Source organism: Sphingomonas hankookensis, assembly GCF_028551275.1.
In the GTDB taxonomy this organism is placed as follows: Bacteria; Pseudomonadota; Alphaproteobacteria; order Sphingomonadales; family Sphingomonadaceae; genus Sphingomonas; species Sphingomonas hankookensis_A.
In genome coordinates this window covers 834656-860862 of sequence record NZ_CP117025.1, presented here as the reverse complement: position 1 = coordinate 860862, position 26207 = coordinate 834656, and the positions used below count along the sequence as shown (strand labels likewise).

At 68.1% G+C, this 26207-nt stretch carries 21 protein-coding genes; 11 read left to right on the top strand and 10 right to left on the bottom strand.

The window, feature by feature from the left end; all coding sequences use genetic code 11:
- The first annotated feature begins 4 nt into the window (after nucleotides 1-4).
- Genes PPZ50_RS04170 through PPZ50_RS04135 form a run of 8 tightly spaced genes read left to right on the top strand, consistent with a single transcriptional unit; the run spans nucleotide 5 to nucleotide 5791 of the window.
- Nucleotides 5-904: a heme o synthase gene (locus tag PPZ50_RS04170; RefSeq protein WP_066688925.1), complete on the top strand. Its 900-nt coding sequence runs from the start codon at nucleotides 5-7 to the stop codon at nucleotides 902-904.
- Nucleotides 901-1035: a hypothetical protein gene (locus tag PPZ50_RS04165; RefSeq protein ID WP_268794971.1), complete on the top strand. Its 135-nt coding sequence runs from the start codon at nucleotides 901-903 to the stop codon at nucleotides 1033-1035. Before PPZ50_RS04170 ends, PPZ50_RS04165 begins: the two co-directional genes overlap by 4 nt.
- 47 nt (nucleotides 1036-1082) lie before the next feature.
- Nucleotides 1083-1565, top strand: a complete 483-nt coding sequence (locus PPZ50_RS04160; RefSeq protein ID WP_232307883.1) for a cytochrome c oxidase assembly protein — start codon at nucleotides 1083-1085, stop codon at nucleotides 1563-1565.
- A gap of 52 nt (nucleotides 1566-1617) precedes the next feature.
- Nucleotides 1618-2532, top strand: a complete 915-nt coding sequence (locus PPZ50_RS04155) for a cytochrome c oxidase subunit 3 (protein WP_066689035.1) — start codon at nucleotides 1618-1620, stop codon at nucleotides 2530-2532.
- Entirely contained in the window at nucleotides 2532-2915 is a 384-nt protein-coding gene (locus tag PPZ50_RS04150) for a DUF983 domain-containing protein (RefSeq protein WP_066688931.1), read from the top strand. Before PPZ50_RS04155 ends, PPZ50_RS04150 begins: the two co-directional genes overlap by 1 nt.
- Nucleotides 2912-3520, top strand: coding sequence for an SURF1 family protein (locus PPZ50_RS04145; protein WP_066688932.1), 609 nt, complete (start codon nucleotides 2912-2914; stop codon nucleotides 3518-3520). The genes PPZ50_RS04150 and PPZ50_RS04145 overlap by 4 nt, the downstream gene beginning before the upstream one ends.
- Before the next feature lie 10 nt (nucleotides 3521-3530).
- On the top strand, nucleotides 3531-4925 hold the full coding sequence (gene thrC, locus PPZ50_RS04140) for a threonine synthase (RefSeq protein ID WP_066688934.1): 1395 nt from the start codon (nucleotides 3531-3533) through the stop codon (nucleotides 4923-4925).
- The gene (locus PPZ50_RS04135; protein WP_066688936.1) at nucleotides 4925-5791 is read left to right on the top strand and encodes a class I SAM-dependent methyltransferase; all 867 of its coding nucleotides are present in this window, start codon (nucleotides 4925-4927) and stop codon (nucleotides 5789-5791) included. Before thrC ends, PPZ50_RS04135 begins: the two co-directional genes overlap by 1 nt.
- Nucleotides 5792-5930: 139 nt before the next feature.
- On the opposite strand, the gene PPZ50_RS04130 is transcribed toward PPZ50_RS04135, so the two are convergent.
- The 3 genes from PPZ50_RS04130 to PPZ50_RS04120 are packed head-to-tail and all read right to left on the bottom strand — an operon-like array spanning nucleotide 5931 to nucleotide 7518.
- Nucleotides 5931-6566 (bottom strand): heme exporter protein CcmB, encoded by a 636-nt coding sequence (locus PPZ50_RS04130; protein ID WP_066688937.1) that lies wholly within the window; start codon nucleotides 6564-6566, stop codon nucleotides 5931-5933.
- Nucleotides 6563-7126 carry a heme ABC exporter ATP-binding protein CcmA gene (gene ccmA / locus PPZ50_RS04125; RefSeq protein ID WP_066688939.1) on the bottom strand — a complete coding sequence of 188 codons (564 nt, stop codon included), beginning with the start codon at nucleotides 7124-7126 and terminating at the stop codon, nucleotides 6563-6565. The genes PPZ50_RS04130 and ccmA overlap by 4 nt, the downstream gene beginning before the upstream one ends.
- Entirely contained in the window at nucleotides 7123-7518 is a 396-nt protein-coding gene (locus PPZ50_RS04120) for a metallopeptidase family protein (RefSeq protein ID WP_126014401.1), read from the bottom strand. The genes ccmA and PPZ50_RS04120 overlap by 4 nt, the downstream gene beginning before the upstream one ends.
- Nucleotides 7519-7565: 47 nt before the next feature.
- Here PPZ50_RS04120 and PPZ50_RS04115 point away from each other — a divergent pair, with 47 nt between their 5' ends.
- Nucleotides 7566-7853 carry a 4a-hydroxytetrahydrobiopterin dehydratase gene (locus PPZ50_RS04115; RefSeq protein WP_056456550.1) on the top strand — a complete coding sequence of 96 codons (288 nt, stop codon included), beginning with the start codon at nucleotides 7566-7568 and terminating at the stop codon, nucleotides 7851-7853.
- 116 nt (nucleotides 7854-7969) lie between these two features.
- Here the strand turns inward: PPZ50_RS04115 and PPZ50_RS04110 are convergent, their stop codons facing one another.
- Together PPZ50_RS04110 and PPZ50_RS04105 are read right to left on the bottom strand one after the other, a co-directional pair.
- A complete protein-coding gene (locus PPZ50_RS04110) occupies nucleotides 7970-8734 on the bottom strand; it encodes an SDR family oxidoreductase (RefSeq protein ID WP_066689037.1) in 765 nt (254 codons plus the stop codon).
- 41 nt (nucleotides 8735-8775) lie between these two features.
- A complete protein-coding gene (locus tag PPZ50_RS04105) occupies nucleotides 8776-11922 on the bottom strand; it encodes a helicase-related protein (RefSeq protein ID WP_066688943.1) in 3147 nt (1048 codons plus the stop codon).
- Nucleotides 11923-12087: 165 nt separating this feature from the next.
- On the opposite strand from PPZ50_RS04105, the gene PPZ50_RS04100 reads away from it, so the two are divergent.
- Nucleotides 12088-13011, top strand: a complete 924-nt coding sequence (locus PPZ50_RS04100; RefSeq protein ID WP_241215493.1) for a TraB/GumN family protein — start codon at nucleotides 12088-12090, stop codon at nucleotides 13009-13011.
- 352 nt (nucleotides 13012-13363) lie between these two features.
- Here the strand turns inward: PPZ50_RS04100 and PPZ50_RS04095 are convergent, their stop codons facing one another.
- From PPZ50_RS04095 to PPZ50_RS04080, 4 genes are all read right to left on the bottom strand, one after another.
- Nucleotides 13364-13747 (bottom strand): hypothetical protein, encoded by a 384-nt coding sequence (locus tag PPZ50_RS04095; RefSeq protein WP_066688948.1) that lies wholly within the window; start codon nucleotides 13745-13747, stop codon nucleotides 13364-13366.
- 84 nt (nucleotides 13748-13831) lie between these two features.
- Nucleotides 13832-14884 carry an aldose epimerase family protein gene (locus PPZ50_RS04090; RefSeq protein ID WP_066688950.1) on the bottom strand — a complete coding sequence of 351 codons (1053 nt, stop codon included), beginning with the start codon at nucleotides 14882-14884 and terminating at the stop codon, nucleotides 13832-13834.
- 119 nt (nucleotides 14885-15003) lie between these two features.
- Complete coding sequence (locus tag PPZ50_RS04085) at nucleotides 15004-17856, bottom strand: glycoside hydrolase family 31 protein (RefSeq protein WP_066688952.1); 2853 nt, start codon at nucleotides 17854-17856, stop codon at nucleotides 15004-15006.
- Complete coding sequence (locus tag PPZ50_RS04080) at nucleotides 17856-19490, bottom strand: DUF5597 domain-containing protein (RefSeq protein ID WP_232307876.1); 1635 nt, start codon at nucleotides 19488-19490, stop codon at nucleotides 17856-17858. The genes PPZ50_RS04085 and PPZ50_RS04080 overlap by 1 nt, the downstream gene beginning before the upstream one ends.
- A gap of 167 nt (nucleotides 19491-19657) precedes the next feature.
- Between PPZ50_RS04080 and PPZ50_RS04075 the strand changes: the two genes are divergently transcribed.
- Complete coding sequence (locus PPZ50_RS04075; RefSeq protein ID WP_066688957.1) at nucleotides 19658-21262, top strand: alpha-L-fucosidase; 1605 nt, start codon at nucleotides 19658-19660, stop codon at nucleotides 21260-21262.
- 239 nt (nucleotides 21263-21501) lie between these two features.
- Here the strand turns inward: PPZ50_RS04075 and PPZ50_RS04070 are convergent, their stop codons facing one another.
- Complete coding sequence (locus tag PPZ50_RS04070) at nucleotides 21502-26115, bottom strand: NAD-glutamate dehydrogenase (RefSeq protein ID WP_272815717.1); 4614 nt, start codon at nucleotides 26113-26115, stop codon at nucleotides 21502-21504.
- Nucleotides 26116-26207 lie beyond the last annotated feature (92 nt).

Below are 26207 nucleotides of genomic sequence, written 5' to 3'. Positions count from 1 at the left end.
GGCGATGACCGCGCAGACGATCACCCTGCCCGCCGACTGGCGCGACTTCCTGGCCCTGACCAAGCCCCGCGTGATGACGCTGGTCGTCTTCACCGGCCTGTGCGGGATGCTGGCAGCCCCCGTGCCGATCCATCCGGTGCTGGGCTTCACCGCCGTGCTGTGCATCGCGCTCGGTGCAGGTGCCGCCGGTGCGCTGAACCAATGGTATGAGGCCGATCTCGACGCGAAGATGAAGCGGACGCAGGGCCGCCCGCTGCCCGCCGGGCGGATGGAGCGCGAATCGGCGCTGCATTTCGGTGTCGGCCTCGCGATCTTCTCGGTCGTGCTGATGGGGCTGGCCGTGAATGTCCCCGCCGCGATCATCCTGACCGTCTCGATCCTGTTCTACGTGCTGGTCTATACCGTGTGGCTCAAGCGCCGCACGCCGCAGAACATCGTCATCGGCGGCGCGGCGGGGGCGTTTCCGCCGCTGATCGGCTGGGCGGCGGCGACCGGCGATGTCGCGCTGCTGCCGTTCCTGCTGTTCAGCCTCGTCTTCCTGTGGACGCCGCCGCATTTCTGGGCCTTGGCGCTGTTCGTGAAGACCGATTACGCCAATGCCGGTGTGCCGATGCTGCCGGTGGTGGCGGGCGAGCGGGTGACGCGGACGCAGATCGGGCTGTACACCATCCCGATGGCCGCCGTCGCGGTGGCGCCATGGCCGCTGGGCCTCACCGGTCCGATCTACGGCATCGCCGCGTGCCTGCTGACCGCGACCTTCGGCGTGCTGGCGGTGCAGGTCGCGACGCGCAGGACCGGCCCCGAAGACAAGATGAAGCCCGAAAAGCGGCTGTTCGCTTTCTCGATCCTGTATCTCTTTGCGATGTTCGGCGCGCTGGTCGCCGACCGGTGGGTGGCGGCATGAGCGAGCACGACGACCGCATCCGCGCGCGCCAGCGCGAACGGGCGAAGGTGATGGCGTGGCTGCTCGGCGCGTTCGTGCTGCTGATGTTCGCGATCACCATCGTCAAGATTCGCGCCGGGATGGGCGCGTGACCCGCAACCTGCGCACCGCCCTGTTCGCCGCCGCGGCCGTGGTCGGCATGACCGGGGTCGGCTTCGCCAGCGTGCCGCTCTACCGCATGTTCTGTCAGGTGACCGGGTTCAACGGCACGACGCAGCGCGGGCAGGCAGCGCCCGGCGGCATCGGCGACAAGGTCGTGGTGCGCTTCGACGCCAACTCGAACCCCGCACTTGGCTGGGAGTTCAAGCCCGAACGCGCATCGGAAACCGTCGATATCGGCGCGCGCGACATGGCGTTCTTCACCGCCAAGAACGTGTCGGGCCGCCCGGTCACCGGCACCGCGACCTTCAACGTGACGCCCAGTCAGGCGGGAAAATATTTCACGAAGATCCAGTGCTTCTGCTTCACCGAACAGACGCTGCAGCCGGGTGAGAAGGTGCGGATGCCGGTCATCTTCTTCGTCGATCCGAAGATCCATGACGACCCGGATGCGAAGGACATTCGCGCGATCACGCTGTCCTACACATTTTACCCGGTGGATTCGGCCGCGACGACCAGCTAGGATCGCGCAGAATTACGCACCGGCACAGGCGCGACGCATATAGGGATGGATGATGGCAGGCGCGAAGAACCACGATTTTCACATCCTTCCCCCCAGCATCTGGCCGCTGGCGAGTTCGCTGGCCGCGTTCGCGCTGGCAGCGGGTGGGGTCATGTGGATGAACGAGGCGGCGCTGGGCGGGCTGGTGTTCGGCGCGGGGCTGATCGCCACGCTGTCGTGCATGGGCTTCTGGTGGGCGGACGTCATCCGCGAGGCGAAGGCCGGCGACCATACCCCGGTCGTGCAGCTGCACCTGCGCTACGGCATGATCCTGTTCATCGCGTCCGAAGTGATGTTCTTCGTCGGCTGGTTCTGGTCGTGGTTCGACTTTTCGCTGTTCCCCGCCGCGATCCAGTACAGCCATGAGGACGGCGTCTCGCTGATCGAGGCAGGCAACACCGCGGTCACCGCGCAATGGCCGCCGGCGGGCCTCGAAGTGCTTAACGCGTTCGAGCTGCCGCTGCTCAACACCTTCATCCTGCTGCTGTCGGGCACGACCGTCACCTGGGCACACCATGCGCTGATCCACAACCAGCGCGGCGGCAAGCTCAAGGGGCTGTGGGGCGCGATCGGCGTGGGCGAGAATGACGGCGTCAAGAAGGGGCTGTGGCTGACCGTCCTTCTGGGCGCGCTGTTCTCGTGCATCCAGGCCTATGAGTATATCCATGCGCCGATGCCGTTCGCGGGGCTGAACTATGGCGCCGCCTTCTACATGGCGACCGGGTTCCACGGCTTCCACGTGCTCGTCGGCACCATCTTCCTCGCCGTCAACCTGATCCGCGCCTACAAGGGCGACTTTACGCCCAAGCAGCATTTCGGCTTCGAAGCGGCCGCCTGGTACTGGCATTTCGTCGACGTGGTGTGGCTGTTCCTGTTCGTCGTCATCTATGTCTGGGGCGGCTGGGGCGCGCCGATCCATGGTGGCTGATGCCTGATCCGGTGGGCGCGGGCGGTCCCGCGCCCTTCGATTGCGGCATGCGCGGCCTGTGTCCGCGCTGCGGGGCCACGACCTTGTTCCGTGGCCCCGTCGCCTTTGCCGACCGGTGCGGCGCCTGTGCCCTTGATTTCTCGGCGTTCAATGTCGGCGACGGACCGGCGGCGTTCCTGACGCTGATCCTGGGCGGCATCGTCACCATCCTCGCCATCTGGCTCGACCTGAAGGTGGGGCCACCGTGGTGGGTCCATGCCCTGCTGTGGATACCGCTGACCATCGGCGGCGTGGTCGGGTCGCTCCGGATCGCCAAGGGCATGCTGCTGGCGCTCGAATATCGCAACGCCGCGCGCGAAGGCAAAATCGCCCCCCGCCCATGAAGCGCCTGCCCGTCCTGCCGACCCTTATCGTCCTGCTCGCGGTCGCCGCCATGATCGCGCTCGGCGTCTGGCAGTTGCAGCGCCGTACCGAAAAGGCCGCGCTGATCGCGCGCGCCACCGCCAATCTCGACCGCCCGGCCCAGCCCTTGCCGCCGCGGATCGCCGACGAGCTGCTGTTCGCGCGCGTTACCGCCACTTGTGCCCGGGTCGAGGGGTGGACGATGGGCGCCGGCCGCACGGCAAACGGCACCTCGGGCTATCGCCATATCGCCGCCTGCCAGTCACCGACCGGCCAGCGCTTCCGCGTCGACATGGGTGTCGCGACCGACCCGAAGCTGCGCCCGGTCTGGGCCGGCGGCGCGGTCGCCGGCACCTTGAGCCACGCGCCGGGCGGGCCGACCCTGCTCGACCGGATGACCGGCCATGCCGCGCCACCCGCGCCGATGATCGTGTCGGACGTCGCCGCACCGGGCCTGTCGCCCAGCCAGCGCCCCGATCCGGCCAGCCTGCCCGACAATCATCTGGGCTATGCGCTGCAATGGTTCGGCTTCGCCTTGGCCGCGGTCATCATATACTTGCTGGCACTTCGTCGTCGTAGCCGCTAACCGCACCCCCATGCGGTATGTCAGCACCAGGGGCGATGCGCCCGAACTCGACTTCGCCGGCGCGACGCTGGCCGGATTGGCACGCGATGGCGGGCTGTATGTCCCGACCGAGTGGCCGACGCTGACCCGTGACGATATCGCGGCGCTGGCGGGCCTCAGCTATGCCGAAACGGCGGTGCGGGTGATGCTGCCGTTCGTCGGCGACTCGCTGTCGGAAGACGAACTGCGCGCGCTATGCGAAACCGCCTATGGCCGCTTCAGCCACAAGGGCGTCACCCCGCTGGTACAGCTCGACCATGACCAGTGGCTGCTGGAGCTGTTCCACGGCCCGACGCTGGCGTTCAAGGACGTTGCATTGCAGCTTCTGGGGCTGTTGTTCGAACGTTTCCTCACCGGCACCAGCGAACGCCTGACGATCGTCGGCGCGACCAGCGGGGACACCGGATCGGCCGCGATCGACGCGGTGGCGGGTCGCGAGAATATCGACATCTTCATGCTGCACCCGGCGGGCCGCGTGTCCGACGTGCAGCGGCGGCAGATGACGACCGTGCTGTCGCCCAACGTCCACAATATCGCGATCGAAGGCGACTTCGACACGGCGCAGGCGCTGGTCAAGGCGATGTTCAACGATCCCGGCTTCTCGGGGCGCTTCCGCCTGTCCGCCGTCAATTCGATCAACTGGGCGCGGTTGATGGCGCAGGTGGTCTATTATTTCTACGCCGCCGTACGGCTGGGCGGACCGGACAAGGCGATCGCCTTCTCGGTCCCGACCGGCAATTTCGGCGACGTGTTCGCAGGCTATGTCGCGGCGCAGATGGGGCTGCCGATCGCCAGGCTGATCGTCGCGACCAACGTCAACGACATCCTGCACCGCGCGCTGTCGACCGGCGATTATTCGAGCGCGACGGTAACGCCGACCGCCACCCCGTCGATGGATATCCAGGTCAGCTCGAACTTCGAACGACTGCTGCACGATCTGGGCGGGCGCGACGGGCTGGCGCTGGGCGACCAGATGCGCGGGTTCGAATCGAGCCGGGCGATGCGGCTGACCAATGCGCAGCAACAGGGCGCGGCCTCGCTGTTCCAGAGCGCGCGCGTCGATGCCGACCGCATGGCGCAGGCGATGCGCTGGGCATGCGACAACGCCGCGCAGACGATCGACCCGCACACCGCCATCGCGCTTGCCGCCGCGCTCGACAGCGGCATCGACGCGCCGATGGTCACGCTGGCGACCGCGCACCCGGCCAAGTTCCCCGACGCGGTCGAACGTGCCATCGGCACCCGCGCCCCGCTGCCCCCGCGCGTCGGCGACCTGTTCGAGCGCGAGGAACGCTATGTCACCCTGCCCGCTACCTTCGAAGCGGTAACTGCCTGGATCGCCGAACGGGCGACGCCCCGCGCGTAATGGACCCGATCGCACTTATCGGCGAGCCATGGGGCGATTACGGGCTGATCGATTGCGGCCATGGTCGCAAGCTGGAACGCTATGGCCCGTTCCGCTTCATCCGGCCGGAGCCGCAGGCGATGTGGGCGCCGGCACTCGACCGGTGGGACGCGCATGGCGAGTTCGTGCCCGGATCGGACGAGGATGGCGGCGGGCGCTGGCAATTCTTCAAGCAGCCTCCGCGCGACTGGCCGCTGACGTGGCGCGAGGTGCGCTTTTCGGCCAGCAACACGCCGTTCCGCCATCTCGGCTTCTTTCCCGACATGGCGCCGGTGTGGGACTGGATGCGCGGGCGGCTGGACGGGGCGAGTGATCCGGAATGCCTGAACCTGTTTGGCTATACCGGGGTCGGCAGCCTCGCGCTTGCCAACGCGGGCGCGCGCGTCGTCCATGTCGATGCGTCGAAGAAGTCGGTCGAGCAGGCGCGCGCGAATGCGGCGCTGTCGGAGATGACCGACAAGCCGGTCCGCTGGCTGGTCGAGGACGCCGCCAAGTTCGTGGGCCGCGAGGTGCGGCGGGGACGGCGTTATGACGGCATCATTCTCGACCCGCCCAAATGGGGCCGTGGGCCGAATGGCGAAGTGTGGAAGCTGGAGGAGCACCTCCCTGGCCTGATCGCCGATTGCCGCCAGTTGCTCGATGGCAAGTCGCGGTTCCTGTTCCTGACGGTGTACGCGGTGCGGATGTCGGCGCTGGCGATCGGCGAATTGCTGCGCCAGTCGCTCGGCGATCTGGGCGGCACGGTCGAATGCGGCGAACTGGGCGTGCGCGAGGAGACGCGCGGGCTGGTCCTGCCGACAGCGATTTTCGCGCGGTGGTCCCGCTAAGATCCTCCCCATCTTCGATGGGGAGGGGGACCGCTCGCGTAGCGAGGGGTGGAGGGGCGTCACCGCGAACGCAGCGCAGGGGGCAATGCCCCTCCACCAGCCTGCGGCTGGTCCCCCTCCCCGCATAGCGGGGAGGACCTCAGGTCCGCCCGATCCGCATCGCCGCGCCCGCCACCACCGGGGCGCCGACGCACAGCAACAGGCTGGTCGCCGCCAGCAGCTTGATCGCGCCGGCACCACCCTCCAGCCCGCCCGCCCCGAAGATAACCAGCGGCAGCGCCAGCGGCAGCATCACGAGGCCCGCCACCGCGCCCCCGCCACGCAGGCCGGCGGTCAGTGCCGCCGTCGCCACGCCCAGCGCCGCCAGCCCCGGCGTGCCGAGCAGCAACCCGATCTCCAGCGCGACCAAGGTCGGCCCGTCCATCCCCAGCAATGCCGCCGACAGCGCCGCCGCCAGCATCACCGCCGGCGCAAAGCCCAGCCAGTGACCGATCGTCTTGGCGGCGGCGACGCTCGTTTCGCTCCATCCGCGTAAGACCAGCTGATCGACCACCCCGGCTTCCATATCGGGCGCGACCAGCCGGTCGAGCGGCAGCAACGCGGCCAGCAGCGCTGCCGCCCACGCCACCCCGCCGCCGATCCGTGCCAGCAATGCCGCATCGGGACCGATCGCGAAGGGGAACAGCGTCGCGACCAGCAGGAAGAAGGCGACCGGCAGCAACAGCCCGCCGCCGCTCCACGCGATACGCAGTTCGCGCAGGATCAGCGCGATCACAGCGTCACGACCTTCGCGTGCGGGAGCGCCACGGCGACATGGCTGGCGACCAGCACCGCCCCGCCGCCGTCGCGATGGCGCGCGATCGCCGTCTCCAGCCGGTCGAGCGACGCCGCGTCCAGCCCGTTGGCCGGTTCGTCGAGCAGCCACAGCGGCGCGCCGCTGGCGATGACGCGGGCGATGGCGGCGCGGCGCTTCTGCCCGGTCGACAGCATCCGCACCGGCACGTCCGCCAGCGAAGCGATGTCCATCGCCGACAGCGCGGCGGGCAGCCGGTCCCGCGCGCCGTCCAGTCCCGCCCAGAAGTCCAGTGCCGTCCCCAGCGACACCGAAGCGTCCAGCGCCGCGGCCTCGGCCAGCAACGCGACCGCACCGTCGCGCGCAACCCTGCCCTCCGCCGGCGGCAACAGTCCGGCGGCGATCCGTACGAGCGTCGATTTGCCGACGCCGTTCGGCCCCTGCACCAATACCGCCTCGCCCGCGCAAAGGTCGAACGACAGGTCGCGGAACAGCGCCCGCCCGCCGCGCCGGCCCGTCACGTGCGCAAGGGACAGGATCAAACAGAGTCTTCCAGCGCGTGCATGTCGTCGTCGGACAGGCCGAAATGATGGCCGACCTCGTGCACCACGACATGCCGGATCAGATCGCCCAGATCGACCCCGGTCTCGCACCATTCGGCCAGCAGCGGCTGGCGATACAAATGGATGCGGTCGGGCAGGCGCATGCCGTCGAACGCCGACTTCTCGCCGACCGGGCTGCCATGGTACAGGCCGGTCAGCTCGTACGGCTCCATTTCCATCGCCGCCAGCGTATCGTCGTCGGCGAATTCCTCGACCAGCAGCACGATGTCGGACAGGTGGCCGGCAAAGGGTTCGGGAATGCGCGCCAGCGCGGCACGGGCGAGCGCTTCCATTGCTTCGGCACTCGGGGCGGTTCGCGCTTGATCGGACATGGCGCAAACCATAGGCATTGCGCCGAGGCAGATACAAGGGAGGGACGATGGAACCGCTGAGCCAGGCAGAGCGCGCCGATGCGCTGGACGGCCTGCCCGACTGGGACCATGACGCCGGGCGCGACGCGATCGTCCGCAGCTTCACCTTCGACAATTTCAGCCAGGCGTTCGCATTCATGACGCAGGTCGCGTTGCTCGCCGAAAAGGCGGACCATCATCCCGAATGGTCGAACGTCTACAACCGCGTCGACATTTTGCTCACGACGCACGACGCGGGCGGGCTGTCGGACCGCGACATCGACATGGCGCAGGCGATCGACGCGCTGGTGGAATAGCCAAAATTCGTCATTCCCGCGCAGGCGGGAATCCATACACGCCAGCGTCGCGATAAAGGCGCAAAGGTCAGCGGCTATGGATCCCCGCCTTCGCAGGGATGACGATTGTGCGGAGCCTATCGCCGCCGCATCTGCTGCCGCAATTTTCCCGGCAGCCACCGCGCGGCGAAGCGCATCCGCTTCGCGGTCGGCCCGACGGGCGTGTGGACGGCGTCGCCGTGCACCGCGTCCCATGCCGCCTGCGCGACGATTTCGACGGGCGTGAACTCCAGTCCGGCGGCGCGGACCTGCTGCCGGACATTGTAATTGGTCCCGGCCAGCGACGCGTCGAGCAGCGGCGTGTCGATGAACCCCGGCATCAGCGACCGCACGCGGATACCATCCGCCGACCATTCGCCATCCAGCGCCTCGCTCAACCCCCGCACCCCAAACTTGGTTGCCGAATAGACGGCCGCACCGGCGGTGCCATAGATGCCGGCGGCCGACGCGGTGTTGAGCAGGCACCCGCCACTGGCTTTCAGGTAGCGATGGGCTGCATGGGCGCCGTGCACCACACCGGTCAGGTTGACGGCGATGGTCCGCTCGACCGCGTCCGGCGTCATCTCGGCAAAGACACCGCCCGAGGCGATGCCGGCGTTGTTGAAGAGCACGTCGATCCCGCCGCCATCGGCAAATGCCGCGAGCGGCGCGTCCCATGCCGCGCGATCGGTCACGTCGAACACGAACGTCGCGGCACCGTTCGGCAACAGCGCCGCCGTTTCCGCCAGGCCGGCGGCGTTCACATCCGCAAGGCCGATGCGCCAGCCCCTGCTGGCAAACAACTGCGCGACGGCCCGCCCGATGCCCGATCCGCCGCCGGTGATGAAGATCGCTTTCGTCATGCGGACAGCATCGGACAGGATCGCCGCCAACGCCAGCGAAGTTATGCCGCCACCGCCTCCAATACCTCACCGACCTTGGTCAGCCGTTCCTCCGCATCGTCGATCCGCGCGGCCATGATCCAGCGACCGTTCTTCTCGGTCAGCCCCTCGGGCGCGTCCCCGCGATGCTGCGGGGTCAGTGCGATCGCCGCGGGGCCGGCATCGACCTTCGCCACGCCCGCCCCTCGCGCCAGCAGGCGGACGCGGGCCAGTTCGATCAGCAGCCGCGCCTCGTCGGGCAGCGCACCGAACCGGTCCTCCAACTCTTCTTCGAACGCATCGAGCGCACCTTCCTCCTCGATCCGCGCCAGCCGGCCATAGAGCATCAGCCGCACTTCGGCCTCGGGTATCCAATGCTCCGGCAGGCGACCGGCGATCCCGACATGGAGTTCAGGCACGACCCGGTCGACATTCTCGCCGCGTTCGGCCCGGAGCGCGCGGCCGAGCAGATATTGGTACAGGTCGATGCCGATCAGCTTCATGTGCCCGGCCTGCGCCTCACCCACCAGGTCGCCCGCGCCGCGCAGGTCGAGGTCGCGCGCGCTGATGGCAAAGCCCGCGCCCAGCCGGTCGAACGCCTGCAAGGTGCGGAGTCGTTTCAGGGTGGCGTCCGCGATCGACTGGTCCGGATCGGTCAGCAGCAATATCTGCCCGCGCCGCCCGCCGCGCCCGACCCGCCCGCGCAGCTGGTGGAGCTGCGACAGGCCGAAGCGGTCGGCATGGTGGACGATCATCGTGTTGGCGCGCGGCACGTCCAGCCCCGCCTCGATAATGTTGGTCGCCAGCAGCACGTCGCCCTCGCCCTCGGCAAAGCCGACCATCGCCGCGTCGATCTCCGCCGCCGGCATCTTGCCATGGGCGACGATCAGGTCGAGGTCGGGGACCAGCTTGCGCAGCCGTTCCTCCAGCGGGGCAATATCCTCGATCCGGGGCACCACGACGAAGCTCTGCCCGCCACGCGAGCGTTCGCGCAGCAGCGCGGTGCGCACCGTCACCTCGTCGAACGCGGCGACGGCGGTACGAATCGGCTGGCGGCGGGCCGGCGGGGTCGCGAGGACCGACAATTGCTGCAGGCCGATCAACGCGCTTTGCAGCGTGCGGGGGATCGGCGTCGCCGACAATGTCATCACATGGTCGGCCATCTCGCGTAGGCGCGCCTTGTCCTTCGCACCGAATCGCTGTTCCTCGTCGATGACGGTGAGGGCGAGGTCGTGATAGGTGACACCCTTGCCGGCCACCGCCTGCGTACCGACGACCACACCGATCGATCCGTCGGCCAGGCCGGCCTTCACCCGTTTCTTTTCCGCCGCATCGGACAGACGCGACAGGCCGGCAACCTCGATCCCCGTGCCCTCGAATCGGCGGCGGAAGGTTTCGACATGCTGGCGGACCAGCACCGTTGTCGGCGCGGCAATCGCGACCTGCCGCCCGGACAAGGCGACGATCGCTGCGGCGCGCAGCGCCACCTCGGTCTTGCCATAGCCGACATCGCCGATGACCAGCCGGTCCATCGGGCGACCGGCGGCCAGATCGGCGCGGGCGGCGGCGATGGCGCGCGCCTGATCGGGGGTTTCGGTAAAGGGAAATCCGGCGGCGAAGCGTTCATAGGCGGCGATGTCGACCTCGATCGGTGCGACCCGCTGCTGGTCCCGTGTCGCGGCAATGGCCGCCAGTTCGCGCGCGCTGTCGGCGATGGCGGTGTCGATCGCCCCGCGCCGCTTCTGCCAGCTCGCCCCGTCCAGCGCATCGAGCGTCACCGCATCGCCGTCCGCGCCATAGCGCCAGATACGGTCGGCCTCCATCACCGGCACCAGCCGCCGCGCGGCCTTGGCATAGGTCAGCACGATGGCGTCGCCCGCCGCCTCACCCGGCAGCTGCTCCAGCCCGGCGATGCAGCCGATGCCGAAATCCTCATGCACGATCACGTCGCCGATGCGCAGTTCGCCCGCCTCGGCAAACAGCGGATTGGCGCCGGCACCGGCAAGTTCGTCGCCGCGCGCGCGTCCGCCCAGCAGGTCGCCGCCCGTCACTACGGTCACGCCGTCGATCACGAACCCGCGATCGAGCGGCGCGGTCAGCAGCATCGCGGTGCCGGGCTTGGCCGCTACCGCTTCATCCCACGACGTAATCGTCACCGGTTCGGTCCGGGCGAGCTTCGCCAGCTTCTTGCGCAGGAACCGCAGGTCGCGCGGGCTGCCCGCCAACACGAGCCGCTGTTCCTCCAGTACTTGGCGAGCGAACTTGCCGAACGCACGCGCAGGGGCACGGGCGGTGACGAAGCGAGGGGGTTCAGCCACCGCTTCGGGCAATGCGATCCGCTCCCGCTCACCGAGCAGCGCATCCCAGCTCGCGCTATCGACCAGCGATGCGGCATCGCGACGACGACGGCGGGTGGCGTCCTGTGCAAGGTCGAGGAAGCGCTCGCGCCGTCCGGCGGCATCGCCATCCATCGCCACCGCGGCACCCGGCAGGTGGTCGAGCAGCGTTGCGCCCTTCCCCACCGGCGGTTCGGCCGCACGACCGATGGTGACCTCGCCCAGCTCGGCATGCCCGCGCTGGGTCACCGGATCATAGCTGCGGATCGATGCGATGCGATCCTCCTCCACCGTGACGCGGATCGGCTGTTCGGCATCGGCGGGAAAAATGTCGATCACGCTGCCGCGCACCGCGACCTCGCCCGGTTCGTCGACCCGGTCGTCGCGGACATACCCCAGTTCCTCCACCCGCGCGGCCATGTCGGACAGGTCGATCGCCTCGCCGACGCGTAAGACCGGCGGCGCGGCATCGAAATCGGTGGGCGCAGCGATGCGCAACGCCGTTGCCTCCGGCGTAGTCATGCACGCTACCGCGCGGCCCTCGCCATGCGCGATCCGCAGCCGGCGGAGCGCCGCGACCCGCGCGCCGGCATTGCCGGGCGATGCCGGCGCATCGTCCCCGGGCAGGGCGTCGCTTGCCGGCAGGTGCACGACCGTTGCATCGGGCGCGAAAGCCGCCAGCACGTCCGCCAGCGCCGCCGCGCGCACCTCGTCCGATGCGATGAACAGCAGCGACGCTGCCTCGACCTTGCTGGCCAGCGCGGCGGCGAGGGGACCGATCGGCACCCGCCGCGGCTTGTTGTCGGACGGATCGGGGGCAGAGGCGTTCGACATCGCGGAATTCCCGGCAAGGCCCTGAAATCAGGGATATGGACGGCCTCAACGATGGGAGCGGCACGGACGTTCCTGCGTTATCGATGAACGGCAAATCTTGTGTCGCGTCCCCGGCGGCGCTGCTATGACGGTGCAACTGCCGGCCCTGCCGGCGCCATGGAGACGATGATGTCCTCGATCCTGCTGCGTTTCGCCGCCGCATTCAGTTTGCTGACCGCTGCGCCCGTCTGGGGACAGGCCGCCCCCAAGCCGACAACCCCGATCGCCGACCTGCCGGCGGGCGAGGCCGATCCCGCTTTGTGGGTGGTCAAGGACAAGGACACGACCATCTATCTGTTCGGGACGATCCACGTCCTGAAGCCCGGCCTGTCGTGGTTCGACGAAGCCGTGCGTAGCGCGTTCGACAAATCGAACGAGGTCGTGCTGGAAATCCCGATGCCGACGCAGGAACAAGCGCAGGCGGCGGTGATGAAGTCGGCGGTGAACGTGACCGGCCCGAAGCTCAGCGAAAAGCTGCCCGAGGCGGAGCGCCCGGCCTATGCCAAGGCGGTGGCCGATGCCGGCCTGCCCGCCGGTGCGCTGGAACAGCTCGACCCGTGGTTCGCCGCGTCGACGCTGACGCTGGTGACGCTGCAGAAACAAGGCTACGATCCGGCAAGCGGCGCGGAACAGGCGATCTCGCAGGCGGCCAAGGCGGCGGGCAAGCCGGTTACCGGGCTGGAAACGCTGGAGCAGCAGTTCGGCTTTTTCGATTCGCTGTCGGATGCCGCACAGGTCACCTTCCTGACCGAGACGATCAAGGAACTGCCGACCGCCGGCCAGTCGATCGACAAGATGGTCGACCAGTGGCGCCGCGGCGACCCGGACGCGCTGGCGGCGACGATGAACGAGGAGATGACCGTCTCGCCCGAGTTGAAGCGCGTGCTGCTCACCGATCGCAACGCCCGCTGGGCCAAGTGGATCGAGGAGCGGATGAAGCGCCCGGGCACGGTGTTCGTCGCGGTAGGTGCCGGCCATCTGGCGGGCAGCGGCAGCGTGCAGGACGCGCTCAAGCGCTACAAGCTTCGCGCAACGCGGGTGAAGTATTGAGGGCTGCTTTCACGCACATCCCGCCGGCCGCATACGTCACCCCAGCGCAGGCTGGGGTCTCCCGGTAATCGGGCGCGGCAGGAGCCGCGAGAGACCTCACCCTGGGCTGAGGTGACGTCCTTGGGAAGGACAGCAAACTCCCCCCCCACACCGTCACCCCGGGCTTGACCCGGGGTCCCGCTTCTTTTTCTCCCGTCACGGCAAGAAAGCGGGACCCCGGGTCAAGCCCGGGGTGACAGGTGGCTTTGGGCGAAGTCCAGCACCAAAAAAGAAACGGCCGGCGGATCGCTCCGCCGGCCGTCAGTCTGTCGAACGATGGCGGCCCGGAAGCTAGCCGCCACCGGTAATCGGATCAGGCGTTGCAGGTCTGCGCGCCCTTGCCCGGCTGGGTCAGGGTGATGCTCTTGGGGCTGCCGGTCAGGCTGTAGCCGCCTTCGCCGGTCAGGGGCTTGCCCTTTTCCTCGGCCTTCAGGCGGACGGGCATGTCGCCCTGCTTGGCGCGGAAGTTCGCCTGGGTGTCGCCTTCGAAGAAGTCGACATAGACGAGGCTGTTGTCCTTGCAGCGGAAGGTCACGCTCGCCTTGACGGGCGGCGGAAGTTCCACGGGGGCGCGGTTGGCGAGCTGCGATGCCAGCGGATCGGGCGCGCGGGTGTCGAGCTGTTCCGGCTGCTGCTGACCGCAGGCCGAAAGGGCGAAGGCCGCGGCAGTCGCGGCGAGGAGAAGGGGGGTCTTCATGAGCGGTCGTTCGCAAACGCAACCGATTTCGTCAAGGCGCGTTGTGCGCCGCGCAACATCGTTGCGGCGGTGCAGCCGACACCGTTATCGCACCGAAAAGGCGAAGCGCATGACGCTTTCGTAGCGCTGACCGGGGTCCAGCCGGGCAGACGGAAAGTCGCTGCGGTTGGGCGTATCGGGCCACGCCTGCGGTTCGAGGCAGACGGCATCGCCCTGCCGATACAGCCGCCCGCCCTTGCCGGCCTGCGCCCCGTTCAGGAAATTGCCGGCGTAAAGTTGTAGGCCGGGCGCGGTCACTGCCACGTCCATCACCCGCCCGGAGGTGGGATCGGCCAGCACCGCCGCCGGACGCAGCACGCCCACTTTCCCCCGCACGATGAAGTTATGGTCATAGCCGCGCCCGATCGCGATCTGTTCGTCGCGGCCGTCCCGCACCCGATCGCCAATGACGTGGGGCGAGCGGAAGTCGAACGGCGTGCCCGCCACCGCCCGCCGCTCGCCGGTAGGGATCGAGGTCGCGTCGACCGGCAGGAACTGAACCGCCTCAATGGTCAGCAGGTGGCGCATCGCCTCCCCCTGCCCGCCCAGATCGAAAAAGGCGTGGTTGGTGAGATTGACTACCGTGGGTGCGTCGGTCGTCGCGGCATAGGCGATGGTCAGCGCCTCAGGTGTCAGCGTGTAGGTTGCGCTGGCGTGGAGCGTACCGGGATAGCCGGCGTCGCCGTCCGGGCTGGTCAGCGTCAGGCGGACCCATGCTGCGCCATCGTCCTGCCCGACCTCGGCCACGTCCCATAATCGCTGGTCGAAGCCGTCCGATCCGCCGTGCAGGTGGTTCGGCGTGTTGTTGGTTTCGAGTGTGTAGGTCCGCCCGTCGAGGCTGAAGCGCCCGTGCGCGATGCGGTTGGCATAGCGGCCGACCGTCACTCCGAACCACGATGGACGGTCGCGATAGGATTGGACGTCGTCGAAGCCGAGGACGATGTCGGCTACCGTGCCGTCGCGGTCGGGGACGCACAGCGACTGGAGCGTGGCGCCCAGCGGCAGAATGCGCGCGGAGAGGGTGGCGGCGGTCAATTCGATCGCTTCGGCCGGTTGGCCGTCGAGGGTGCCGAAGGCGATCCGTTGTGCGCTCGTCATGTAATTTCTCCGCCGTTTCGCCGCTACCGTACCCCCGCGCAGGCGGGGGTCCAGAGCCAAGCCAACCAGGCTGTCCGCGTGGAACCCTGGATCCCCGCCTGCGCGGGGATACCGTCGCGTTACTTGAGAGGCATGCGCACTGCCCGCCCGTCATAGACGAACGCCGTCGCCTTGTTGTCGGCAAAGTCCGGCGCGACCGCCTTGCCCGGCGTGTGGAACCGCACCGACATCGCGCGCTGGGCGACCATGCCGGGGAAGCTGCCCTGCCGCGCGCCGATGGTCAGCGTCTTCGTCGCCTCGCTCCACGTCACCGGGATCTGCGCCGACTGGCCCTTGCGATAGCCTTCGCTGAGGCCATCATCCTCGAACAACGTGTAGCTGCCATCCTTGCCGGTGAAGACGTGCAGCACATACGGCCCATCGGGCTGTTCGGCGGTCGACTGCACCTCGGCACCGGTCGGCACGATCGATCCGGCGCGGACATAGAGCGGCATGGTGGAAAGCGGCGCGGCGGCGGTGATCGTCCGTCCGCCCTTCAGATACGCGCCGGTCGAGAAATCATACCAGTCGGCCCCGGCGGGCAGGTACACCTGCCGGCTGCGCGCGCCGAACTGCGTCACCGGTGCTACCAGGAACGCCGACCCGAACATATACTGGTCGTCGATCCCCCAGGTCTTGCGATCGGCGGCGAAGTCCATCACCAGCCCGCGCATCATCGTGCCGTCGCGGTGCCAATTCTCGGCTGCCAGCGACAGAATGTAGGGCAGCAGCCGGTAGCGCAGGCGATCATAGGTGCCCAGCGCCTGATAGAGCGCCGGATCGCTGGCGCCGAGCTCATAGATTTCGCGGAACGGCGTCTCGCCATGGCTGCGGAACAGCGGGCTGAACGCGCCGAACTGGAACCAGCGCAGGTTCAGTTCCTTCCATTCGGCCAGATGCGCCGGGTCCTTCTTGGCATAGCGATCCTCGACCGCGAAGCCGCCGATATCGTGCGTCCAGTTGGGCACGCCCGACATCGACAGGTTGACGCCCGCCGAAATCTGGTCGCGCAGATCGTCCCAGCGCGACGCGACGTCGCCCGACCAGAGCGCGGCACTGGCGCGCTGGATACCGCCATAGCCCGACCGGGTCAGGATGAACGGGCGCACGTCGGGCTTCGCCTGACGCAGGCCATCCGCGACGCCCTCGGCATGAACCAAAGGATAGCTGTTGAAGAACTCCTCGGCCGGCCCCTGCGCGGTCGGACCCATCCGGTCCTTGCGTTCCTCGATCGACAGGTTCGAATGAATGTCCGGCTCGGTCGCGTCCATCCACCATGCATCGAAGCCCTTGTCGACCAAAGCCTCCTTCATCTGCCGGAAATAGATCGCGCGCGCTTCGGGGGCATAGGGATCGTAGAAGGTGTTGAAATAACCCTTGCCGACCCAGTCGCGTTCTTTCGCGATCAGGTTACCCTGATACAAATAGCCCTTGGCGTTCAGTTCCTGCGCGTTCTTCGTGTTCGGGTAGAATTTGGGCCACACCGAAATCATGATCCGCGCGTCCGAAGCATGGATTTCGTCGACCATCTGCTGCGGGTTGGGAAAACGTTCTCCGTCGAAGCAGTGGCAGCCCCACTGGTCCTCGGGCCAGTAGAACCAGTCCTGCACGATGTTGTCGATCGGCAGGCGGCGCTTGCGATATTCGCGCACGACGTTCAGCAGTTCGTCCTGCGTGTTGTAGCGCTGGCGGCTCTGCCAGAAGCCGTAAGCCCAGCGCGGCATCAGCGCCGCCTTGCCGGTCAGCGCGCGATAGCCGGCGATGACGCCGTCCATGTCCTTGCCGCCGACATAATAATAATCGAGCGCATGGGCGACGTCCGACGACCACCACAGCGAATGGCGGTCGGGTGCGGGCAGCGGATCGTTCTGGAACAGCGCGATATAGCCGGCATTCGGCTCCCACTCGATCCGGACCTCGGCCGCCTTGCCCGCGGTCATCGGCAGGTCGAAATTGTGGAACCACGGGTTCCAGTTCTGCCGCCAGCGGTTCAGCACCTCCTTGCCGTCGACGAAGACCTTCACATAGCTCGACGAATAGAGACGGAATTTCTGGACGCCGGTGACCGAAGGCATGACGGTGCCGGTCCACACGACCTTCTGTGTCTGCACCGCATTGCCGGCGGTATTCTGTCCGGTGGTCGCGGCGACCGTCTGCGCCTTGGCCGCCGCCGGCCAGTTCGCCTGATCCTTGATGAACTGATAGTTGATCGTGGCCTCGGTCCGCGTCACCGCCAGCCGGTCGCCCAGATAATATTGCGCCTGCCAGCCGGGCTTGCCGCCCGACATGACCTTCATGCCGTCGCCGACCAGCCGATATGCCTGCGGATTGCCGAAGCGGGTGATGCCGTTATTGTCCCACAGCACGCCGTAATTCTTCGTCGACACGACGAACGGGATGCCGATGTCCATGTTATGCTGGGCGAGTTCGACGTCCTCGCCATTGTAATTCATCTGCCGGTTCTGGTGCTGGCCCAGACCGTAGAATCCTTCGTCGGTGCCGCGATTGAACTGCTGGCGGACGGCGACAAATGTTTCGCCACCGGCGGTGACCGGGGTGAACCCGGCACGTGGTGCTTCCTCCAGCGTCAGTTTGCCCGCCGCATCGCGGAAGCGCACCTGCCCATCGTCGAGGTCGATCTCGGCCGATCCGCCCGCCGCCTTCACCACTACCAGCCCACGCGTCTGGGTCACGGTGAAGTCGCCCGCCGGCTTCGCGGTCACCATCAGGCTGTCGGGCGTGTCGAGGCTGGCATCGGGCACCGCCGTCACGCGGAACCGGTCGGGACCATAGACCAGCACCCGCACCCGCTTGGCGGGGCCGGCATCGGGGGTGACGACCACCCCGCCCGGCACCTTCGCCACATCGGCGGCCAGCGCCGGGAGCGAGGCCGACAGGGCCAGCGACAACAGGGTCCAGCGAAGCGTCTTCATCAGCGGTACGTTCCCATGGTCACGCGCAGCAGCATCGGCTGGGCGGTGAAGTTCAATCCGTAATCGGTCTGGTCGCCGTTCATCACCCGGCGGGCGCGGAAGCTGCCGTCGTCGGCGAGCGTCCCTTCCTCGACCTTGATAAGCATGGCGGTGTCGCCCTTCGCCTTGTCCGCCACGTCGAACGACACGCGGACATCGGTGCCGGTGACGAGGAACTGGTCGGGCGCCAGTTGCAACACGGCCGCGCCGCCGACCGGTTGCGCGGCGGCGGCCGGCGGTTCGGCCTTCAGCCACGGCGAATCCATCGACCCGAACTGCCATTCGCCATATTTGGCCGATACGCTCCACCGGCCCATGACCCTGGTCTGTTCGGCATCCGGCGCGCCCTTGGCCGTTCCCCAGCCGGGATGCCGGAACGCCAGCGTCGCCCAGCCGCGCGCCATGGGTTTCAGGAACCGGTATTTGCTGGCGAACGCCTCGATCGTCGCATCGTCCAGCGTCACCGCGCCCAGCGGATAGTTGGAATAGCCGGTCGCATCCATGCCGAACGGCGCCCAGCCGATGCCGCCCCGCCCGATGGTCGGCCACAGGAAGCGCGCGAAGTCGGCGGCGTTGCCGGTTTCGGGCACCAGCAGCGCATTGTCGGGCCGCGCGTAGTGCTCAAGGAACTTCAGATAGTCCTTGGCACTGCGGGTATAGAGGTCGGGCGCGACCGCATCGATGCTCGGTGCCGCCGCCTTCCACACATCGATCACCTGCCAATCGGGGCCACCGCTGGCGCCGCCCGACTTGCCCTGCGGCGCGAAGGGACCGCCGACCGCGGCGTTGACGTACATCGGCAGCGGCCACACCGCCTTCCCCGCCGCGGCGATGCGGTCGATGTAACGCGCGGTGTACCAGGCGTTAAACGCGGGTTCGGCATTGTCGCCATAGACCGCGGTCCAGCTGCCGGACTTGCCGGTCGCCTTTGCCAGTTCGGGCGGCACGTTGCCGGCGAACAGGCGGTTCGCCTCGGGCGAATAGTCGCGCGCCTGCTGGTACACGCCGGTCTCGTTCTCCGGCTGGACCATGATGACATTATGGTCGGGGTCGTGGTCCCGCAGGTAGCGCATCAGCGCGACGAATGCCTTACGGTCCGCCTCGAACGTCGCCTGCCCATGCGGCGACAGCGCGTAATGGGTCTTGCCTTCCTTCGTCCGCATCCGCGGAAAACGGGCGTTGTTCGTCTTGACCCACGCGGGGACATAGCCCGGCGAGGTGTTCTTCCACGTGCCGAACCATAGCAGCACCAGCTTGACGCCATGTGCACGCGCCTGCGGCAGCAGCGCGTCGAGATAGCTGAAGTCGAACCGGCCCTCGACCGGTTCGATCTGTTCCCACGCGACCGGAATCTCCAGCGTATTGGCGTGGAGCCGTTCGACCATCGGCCACACCTGCGGCAGCATGTCGGGATAGTTGCTGGAGTTGTTGGCCTGTACGCCCAGCATCAGGAACGGCTTGCCATCGACCAGCAGCGCGTGGCGGCCGTCCTTGCGGACCAAGACCGGCGCGTCGCCCGGCTTCGCGGTGGCGACCGGCGTCGCGAGCATCGCCAGCGCCGCCCCCGCCATCGCCCAACTGCGCCACGCCGCCATACCGCCCTCTCCCGCTGGTCCCGTCGCCGTTTCGAGGATCGGTCGACCCGATATCCGACAGCGTTGTCACGTCTCTTTACCCACGATATCTATGTCATACAATTGGTTCTTAGCACTATCATGCGTGGCGACCGCGGACCGGAACGACCGGCCGCCATTCGGGAGGGATGTCCATGGAACGACGCCAATTCCTGCGCGGCACCGCCGCCCTTGCCGCCGCCGGGCCGGTCGCGGCACGGGCTGCGCCGCTGGCACCCAACTGGTCGTCGCTCGCCGATGGCTATGCGGTGCCCGACTGGTTCCGCGATGCGAAGTTCGGCATCTGGGCGCATTGGGGGCCGCAATGCGTGCCCGAGGCCGGCGACTGGTATGCGCGGCAGATGTACGAACAGGGGCGTGGGCCGTACGACCTGCATGTCCAGCGCTATGGCCATCCCGCCGATACCGGCTTCATGGACATTATCGGCAGGTGGCGTGCCGAGCGTTGGGACCCGGCGGCGCTGGTCAAACGCTACAAGGCGGCGGGGGCGAAATATTTCGTCGGCATGGCAGTCCACCACGACAATTTCGACCTGTTCGACAGCCCGCATGCGTGGAACAGCACCCGCGTCGGCCCGAAGCGCGACATCATCGCCGGCTGGCGCGACGCGGCGCGGGCGGAAGGGCTGCGCTTCGGGGTGAGCAACCATGCGAGCCATGCGTGGCACTGGTATCAGGTCGCGTATAATTACGATCCCGAAGGGCCGCGTGCCGGGCAGCGTTATGACGCCGCGCGGCTGACCAAGGCGGACGGTGCCGGCAAATGGTGGGACGGGCTGGACCCGCAGGAGCTGTACACCGGCGAAACGCTGGCCGCGCCCGACGGCTTTACCACCAGGGCGCAGATGGACGCATGGGCCGGCGCGACCAGCGGGCGGTGGATGGAATTCGCACCCGCCGCCAATCCACGCTTCGTTGCCAACTGGCTGGCGCGGCAGAAGGCGCTGGTCGAGCGCTACGACCCCGATCTCGTCTATTTCGACGATTTCGGGGTGCCGTTCGGCCCGGTCGGGTTGGAGGCGATCGCCCATTTCTACAACCACGCCGCCAAGCGGTCCGGGCGTGCCGACGTGGTGCTCACCGCCAAGCAACTGACCGCGTTCCAGCGCCAGGCACTGGTCGAGGATATCGAGCGCGGCTTTTCCGACCGGTTGCGCGCAGAGCCGTGGCAGACCTGCACCTGCATCGGCGAATGGCATTACAACCGCCGCCGCTTCGACGAGAAATCCTATGTGCCCGCGCGGGCGGTGCTGCAGCGGCTGGCCGATATCGTGTCGAAGAACGGCAATCTGCTGCTGTCGGTGCCGGTACGCGGCGACGGATCGATCGATAGCGAAGAGGAGCGCATCGTCGACCAGATCGGCGCTTGGCTGCGCGTCAACGGGTCGGCGATCTATGGCACGCGGCCGTGGCGGACGTTCGGCCAGGGGCCGACCGACCTGGCCGGCGGGATGTTCAACGAAGGGCAGGTCGACAAGCTGGGCGCGCGCGACGTGCGGTTTACAGCGGGCGGCGGCGGGCTGAACGCGATCTTTCTGGGCTGGCCGGAGGGGCCGGCGACGATCGCGGCGCTGGGCACGCGCGCGGCGGGGCGGATCGAGCGGGCGACGTTGCTCGGCGGGGGGAGCGTGACGATGCAGCGGACGGTTGAGGGGCTGACGCTGACCCTGCCACCGGCACCGGCGGGCGCGATGCTGCCGGTGGTGCGGCTGGAGGGGGCGGGGTTGGTGTAGCGCCGCCCCTGCCTGCTCACCACAAACGTCATCCCAGCGCAGGCTGGGATCTCCCGGTAACGAAGCGCGCACCTCGCCGCAGGAGACCCCAGCCTGCGCTGGGGTGACGTAGGGGCTTTGCCTGCCGCCCAATCCGTACCCCCGCGCAGGCGGGGGTCCAGGGCGCCAATGGCCGACGTCAGCGACACTCACCCTGGGTCCCCGCCTGCGCGGGGATACGTCGCGTGAGCGGGGAGCGACTACCGCGCCAGCAACACCCGCGCCTGTCCCGCGATCTGTGCGAGCATCGCCGCACCTGCCACCGGGGCCTGCCGCGCACGATGCACCAGTGCCGCGAATTGCGCGACGCGGTCGCGATTGGCCTCGAGCCACTTCTCGACCGCCGCCTGCGGGTCCTTGCCGGCATTGCGATTGAGGAAGTCGAAGCGCAGCTGCTGGAAATCGCGCGCCAGGCCGGCGATCAGCAGCCGCTCCCACGGGTCACCGGTCTGGATACGTGCCGCCACCGCCTGAGCCCAGTCCAGCCCCAGCGCGAAGCCGAGATGGGTGAAGGCCAGCGTCAGCCGCGTCTCGTCCAGCTTCAACCGGCGGCCGAGATCGGCAAGGCCGACCGCCCCGTCCAGTTCGAACAGCCGCACGACCTGTCCGGCCAGTTCCTGCGGCGCGCCGGCATCCTGCAACACGCCGGCGATCCGGTCGCGCTGTTGTGCCGCCTCGGCGCGGAGCAGCGAGCTGGTCTGTCCGGCAAGGCTCGCCACGCCCTTTTGCAGGTGCGCGACGGCATGGGCCGGGGTGGTGCCCGCCGGGAAGGCGCGCAGCAGGTCGGCGATCTGCGAACGCACGCCGACCGCCACCTCGTCGAGCAGCGCGATGCGCGCCCGCTCCGAAATATCGGCACCCTCGATCCGGTCGTAGAGCGCGTCGATGTCGAACAGTCGTTCGGCGGCGACGAACATCGCCGCGATATCGGCCAGCGCCTCGCCCTCTTCCTCCGCCAGTTCGAAGACGTGCAGCACACCCAGCCGGTTGACGATGCGGTTGGCGAGCTTGGTCGCGACGATTTCCCCGCGCAGACGGTGGTCGAGGATCGCCTGTTTGCGGGTTTCCTGCATTTCCTTCGGGAAGGCGGCGAGCAGATCGCCTGCCATATCCGGATCGGTCGCTAGGGGAGCGTGCTCGATCGCCTCCTGCAGGGCCAGCTTCACGCTGGCGAGCAGTACCGCCAGTTCGGGGCGGGTGAGGCCCCGCCCGTCCTGCGCACGGCGGACATAATCGTCGTTGGCGCTCAGGCCCTCGACCACGCGGTCGAGCTTGCCGGCGGCCTCCAGCATCTCGATCACGCGGACATAGCTCGGGACCGCGACGGGGCCGTCATTCTCCATGACCGACAGCGCCAGCGTCTGGAGCCGGTTGTCCTCCAGCACCAGATGCGCGACGTCATCGGTCATCCGCGCCAGCAGCGCGTTGCGATCGTCCTGCGCAAGGCGCCCTTCGATCACTTCGCGGTTCAGCGCGATCTTGATGTTCACCTCGTTGTCCGAACAATCGACGCCGGCCGAATTGTCGATGAAGTCGGTGTTGATCCGCCCGCCATGGGCGCTGAACGCGATGCGCGCGGCCTGGGTGACGCCCAGGTTCGCGCCCTCGCCGATTGCCTTGGCGCGCAGCGTCTGGGCATCGACGCGGATACGGTCGTTGGCCGGATCGCCGACGTCGAGATGGCTCTCGCTGCGGTCCTTCACATAGGTGCCGATGCCGCCGAACCAGATCAGGTCGACGGGCGCGCGCAGGATCGCGGAAATGAGCGCGGTCGGCTCCATTTCGCGCTCAGCGACGCCGAGCATCGCGCGGACCGCATCGCTCAGCGGGATCGTCTTGGCGGTACGCGGGAATACGCCGCCGCCCTCCGAAATCAGCGTCGGGTCGTAATCGGCCCAGCTGGAGCGCGGCAGCTGGAACAGCCGGTCGCGCTCGGTCCAGCTCGCCGCCGCGTCGGGCGCGGGGTCGAGGAAGATGTGGCGATGGTCGAACGCCGCCTTCAGCCGGATCGCCTTCGACAGCAGCATGCCGTTGCCGAACACGTCGCCCGACATGTCGCCGCACCCGATCACGTCGATCGGCTGCGTCTGCACGTCGACGCCCAGTTCGAGGAAGTGGCGCTGCACCGAAATCCACGCGCCCTTGGCGGTGATGCCCATCGCCTTGTGGTCGTACCCGACGCTGCCACCGCTTGCGAACGCATCGCCCAGCCAGAACTTCCGCTCCAGCGCGAGGGCATTGGCGACGTCGCTGAACGTCGCGGTTCCCTTGTCGGCGGCGACCACGAAATAGGGGTCTTCGCCGTCATGGATGACGACGCTATCGGGATGGACGACCTTGCCCTCGACGATATTGTCGGTGATCGACAGCAGCGACCGGATGAAGATGCGGTAGCTCTCCGTCCCTTCCGCGATCCACGCATCGCGGTTCGACGGCGCGGGCAGCTGCTTGGGGTAGAAGCCGCCCTTGGCCCCGGTCGGCACGATCACCGCATTCTTGACGCGCTGCGCCTTCATCAGCCCCAGGATTTCGGTGCGGAAATCGTCGCGCCGGTCCGACCAGCGCAGGCCGCCGCGCGCCACCGGACCGGCGCGCAGATGGATGCCCTCGACCCGAGGCGAATAGACGAACACCTCGCGCCACGGCAGCGGCTTGGGCAGATTCGGCACCTTCGCGCTGTCCAGCTTGAACACCAGCGCCTCGTTGGCGGCGGGCGCAAAGGCGTTGGTGCGCAGCGTCGCGGCGACGACCCCGCGATAGCTGCGCAGGATGCGGTCGTCGTCGATCGCCGAGACCGCGTCCAGCCCCGCCTCGATCGCGGTATCGGCAGCGGTCACGCCCGCCTCGCGGTCGCTGCGCGACGGGTCGTGCGCGGCATTGAACCGTTCGATCAGCGCGGTGGCGACACCCGGCGCCCGGCGCAGCGCGTCGACCACGGTGGCAAGGCTGTAGCTGACCCCGGTCTGGCGCAGATAGCGGAACCAGGCGCGCAGCAGGACGACGGCGGCCGGCGCGATTCCTGCCTCGACCGTCAGCCGGTTGAACGCGTCGTTTTCGGCACGGTTTTCCAGCACCGCCTCGATCGCTCGCTCGACCACCGCCACGTCGAATTTCGGCGCGGCGCCCGACGCCACCTCGACCTCGAAGTCATGGATGAAGCTCTTCTCCTCATCCTCCAGCCGGGTCGGCAATTCCTCGATCACGCGGAAGCCAAAATTTTCGAACACCGGCACCGCATCCGACAACGGCAGCGCGCCGCCGCGGCGATACACCTTGATCCGCATCCGCTCGCCCGGCGCCGACAGGATGCGAACCGAGCGCGACGTGGCGTCGGTCAGCGCCGCGACGCGCACGATATCGCGGGCCGCTTCGTCGGGCAGGTTCGAATTGCGATAATTGGCCGGAAAGGCATTGGCGAAGCGCAGCGCCATCCGGGTCGCTCCTTCGGGCACCATTTCGCTCAGCGCCCCCTCGACCGCCGGGCGCCAGCCGCGTACCATGCGTTCGATCCGCCGGTCGAGATCGGCGGTATCGGGCATCCGCCCGTCCTGCCTGAGGTCGAGGACGTAGCGGATCAGCGCCGCCTCGCCATCCTCCATCGCGATCGACCAGTTGAGGATCGACGCGTTCGCCGCCTGCGCCAGCATGTCGCCGATCGACAGGCGACGCTGTGTCGTCACGTCGTCGCGACCCAGCCAGACAAAGGCGAACAGATGCCGCCCCAGCGCCGACTTGATCAGCACCAGCCGCGAACGCGGACGATCCGCAACCGACATGGCGGTCAGCGCCAGCTGTTCGAGCGATTCGGGATTGAACGCGGTGGTCAGGTCGTGGGGCAGCGTCGAAATGGCGTGGTTCAGCGCCTTGCCGGCATGGCCCGACGGGTCGAAGCCGAACTTGGCCCGCAGCTCGGCCAGATTACGGCGCAGCACCGGCACCTCGGCGGGATCGGCCTGCAACGCGGCGCTGGTCCACAGCCCCCCATGGATCGACACGCCGGTCACCTGGTCGCCCTCGCGGATCGGCACCAGCACGAGGTCGATCGGCGCGCGGCGATGGACGGTCGAGATGCAGTTGGACTTCAGCAGCAGCGGCTGGACATTGCCGGCATCGAACCATTCGATCGCGCGCTGACGCGACGCATCGGCGAGCAGCGGCACCTCCAGCCGGGCACGCGACAGGCCCAGCCGGTCGCTCACCACCCCGTCGCGCGACCAGCGTTCATGCGCCAGCTGCGTCAGGTTGCCCGCGACGAACCAGCCCAGCAGCGCGGCATCCTCGGCAGTATCGGCATTCGCGGTCAGCCGCGCGGCATCGGCCTGCATCGCCGCCTGCATCGCGCGCCAATCGGCCACGGCGGCGCGGACATGCTCCAGATTGCGCTCGATCTCGGCGACCAGCGCGTGCCGGACGCGCGCCTCGGCCCGTTCCATCTCGATATAGATCATCGATTCGCGGCGACCTTCGCCGTCCAGACCGGTCAGCGTACCCGCCGCGTCGCGGGTGACGGCGATCACCGGATGCAGGATGCGGTCGATCGCGATGTCGTGGGCGACGATCGTGCTGGCGATCGAATCGACCAGGAACGGCATGTCGTCGTTGATGACCGCAAGGCGCATCCGCCGCGCCTCGCCCCGGGTCAGCGTTTCCAGCGCGACGCTGACCGTGCCGGGCGAACGGTGGGCGGCGGTCGCCGCCACGAACTGCGCCGCGTCGGCACGGGCCGCGGCGTCCAGACCTTCGATTTCACCGGGAAGGGCGCTGTCGACCAGCAGCGTTTCCAGGGGGCGGGCGAGCTTGCTTTGCGGTGTCATGCGCGGGCTATGCGCTGCCTCGCCGACAGGCTCAACCCTTGTGGCAGTTGCGAACAAAATGTCGCAGTGCGGTAATTATATTACGAGCATGC

Coding starts and splice junctions, on each gene's coding strand:
- PPZ50_RS04170 (WP_066688925.1), top strand. CDS start 5: ATGACCGCGCAGACGATCACCCTGCCCGCCGACTGGCGCGACTTCCTG.
- PPZ50_RS04165 (WP_268794971.1), top strand. CDS start 901: ATGAGCGAGCACGACGACCGCATCCGCGCGCGCCAGCGCGAACGGGCG.
- PPZ50_RS04160 (WP_232307883.1), top strand. CDS start 1,083: ATGACCGGGGTCGGCTTCGCCAGCGTGCCGCTCTACCGCATGTTCTGT.
- PPZ50_RS04155 (WP_066689035.1), top strand. CDS start 1,618: ATGGCAGGCGCGAAGAACCACGATTTTCACATCCTTCCCCCCAGCATC.
- PPZ50_RS04150 (WP_066688931.1), top strand. CDS start 2,532: ATGCCTGATCCGGTGGGCGCGGGCGGTCCCGCGCCCTTCGATTGCGGC.
- PPZ50_RS04145 (WP_066688932.1), top strand. CDS start 2,912: ATGAAGCGCCTGCCCGTCCTGCCGACCCTTATCGTCCTGCTCGCGGTC.
- thrC (WP_066688934.1), top strand. CDS start 3,531: ATGCGGTATGTCAGCACCAGGGGCGATGCGCCCGAACTCGACTTCGCC.
- PPZ50_RS04135 (WP_066688936.1), top strand. CDS start 4,925: ATGGACCCGATCGCACTTATCGGCGAGCCATGGGGCGATTACGGGCTG.
- PPZ50_RS04120 (WP_126014401.1), bottom strand. CDS start 7,518: ATGTCCGATCAAGCGCGAACCGCCCCGAGTGCCGAAGCAATGGAAGCG.
- PPZ50_RS04115 (WP_056456550.1), top strand. CDS start 7,566: ATGGAACCGCTGAGCCAGGCAGAGCGCGCCGATGCGCTGGACGGCCTG.
- PPZ50_RS04110 (WP_066689037.1), bottom strand. CDS start 8,734: ATGACGAAAGCGATCTTCATCACCGGCGGCGGATCGGGCATCGGGCGG.
- PPZ50_RS04105 (WP_066688943.1), bottom strand. CDS start 11,922: ATGTCGAACGCCTCTGCCCCCGATCCGTCCGACAACAAGCCGCGGCGG.
- PPZ50_RS04100 (WP_241215493.1), top strand. CDS start 12,088: ATGATGTCCTCGATCCTGCTGCGTTTCGCCGCCGCATTCAGTTTGCTG.
- PPZ50_RS04095 (WP_066688948.1), bottom strand. CDS start 13,747: ATGAAGACCCCCCTTCTCCTCGCCGCGACTGCCGCGGCCTTCGCCCTT.
- PPZ50_RS04090 (WP_066688950.1), bottom strand. CDS start 14,884: ATGACGAGCGCACAACGGATCGCCTTCGGCACCCTCGACGGCCAACCG.
- PPZ50_RS04085 (WP_066688952.1), bottom strand. CDS start 17,856: ATGAAGACGCTTCGCTGGACCCTGTTGTCGCTGGCCCTGTCGGCCTCG.
- PPZ50_RS04080 (WP_232307876.1), bottom strand. CDS start 19,490: ATGGCGGCGTGGCGCAGTTGGGCGATGGCGGGGGCGGCGCTGGCGATG.
- PPZ50_RS04075 (WP_066688957.1), top strand. CDS start 19,658: ATGTCCATGGAACGACGCCAATTCCTGCGCGGCACCGCCGCCCTTGCC.
- PPZ50_RS04070 (WP_272815717.1), bottom strand. CDS start 26,115: ATGACACCGCAAAGCAAGCTCGCCCGCCCCCTGGAAACGCTGCTGGTC.